The 991-nt window shown below is 36.2% G+C and carries 1 protein-coding gene; it reads left to right on the top strand.

Going from position 1 to position 991, the window contains the following annotated elements; translation table 11 throughout:
- Positions 1-340: 340 nt before the first annotated feature.
- Positions 341-793: a hypothetical protein gene (locus M992_RS06350; protein WP_248842494.1), complete on the top strand. Its 453-nt coding sequence runs from the start codon at positions 341-343 to the stop codon at positions 791-793.
- Positions 794-991 lie beyond the last annotated feature (198 nt).

Below are 991 nucleotides of genomic sequence, written 5' to 3'. Positions count from 1 at the left end.
GGGTTTTGCAGTCTTTTAAAGTTAGACCAAACGCGTACTAAACTTAATCAGCGCAATGATCGGGTTATTATTGCGCTGATTTTCTATAAAGATGCTAATGGGAAATAAAAAAACAACATACAGTGATACTCAAATAGTCGAGATTTGGGATCGGATAGATAATCATGTTTTATCGCTATAATTTAATATAAGGTGAAGTATTGTGTCTGTTTTATTCGAAATTGCTCTCGTTCTGCATCAACAGTACCCTCATATATGGAGAAACTGAATTATCACCGGCGATAAAATTCACCTTGCGCTCCTTGTGTCGAATCTTGCAATCGGATGAAGTTAAACCCTAATGAAAAATAAGTTTATCGGTTTTTTAGGCCTGGTTTTATTAGCAGCTTTAGCGGCGTGCTCTGTACCGAATAAAACCTATTCAACTTCGCAGGATTCTGCCGTGATTAACACCCTATTTGATTATGCACCCACCTACTGTTTAGGTCGTTATACCTTTAATTATCCCAAAGCGTTAACCCAAGAACTTTCATCGGTCATCACTATCGATGATATGACCATTGAAAGTCAGTTTATTTATCCACCTGCGTTTAAACAACGCATTGAGCTGCGTGAAGAAGAGTTGAAAAAACATCGTGTAAGTGATGACTCGGATGGACCATTTTTGAAAGAGATAATTAGAATAAATGATGGGGTTATCTTTGACAGAAATGAAAGCTATGCTTATCCAGATGCAGCTAGAGAATTAGAGGCGCATGTTTATATTGATAATGTGGCTTTTATCATCACTTAAAAATATAACGATATTACTAAAGATAAATATAAAAATAGGCAAGAAAGATACAAGAAAAACAATAGATTATTTATAGATAGAGCACCAAAACTAGCCGCGATGCAGTCGTTGATTTCTCGTTTGCATGGTCGCCCAAAAAATGAAATTCCAACTGAAAAAGGGATCTGCATTCCTTACGGGTTTATTCAGGATGATGAA

This window comes from Moellerella wisconsensis ATCC 35017, assembly GCF_001294465.1.
Taxonomy (GTDB): domain Bacteria; phylum Pseudomonadota; class Gammaproteobacteria; order Enterobacterales; family Enterobacteriaceae; genus Moellerella; species Moellerella wisconsensis.
This window is presented reverse-complemented; position numbering and strand designations above follow the sequence as displayed.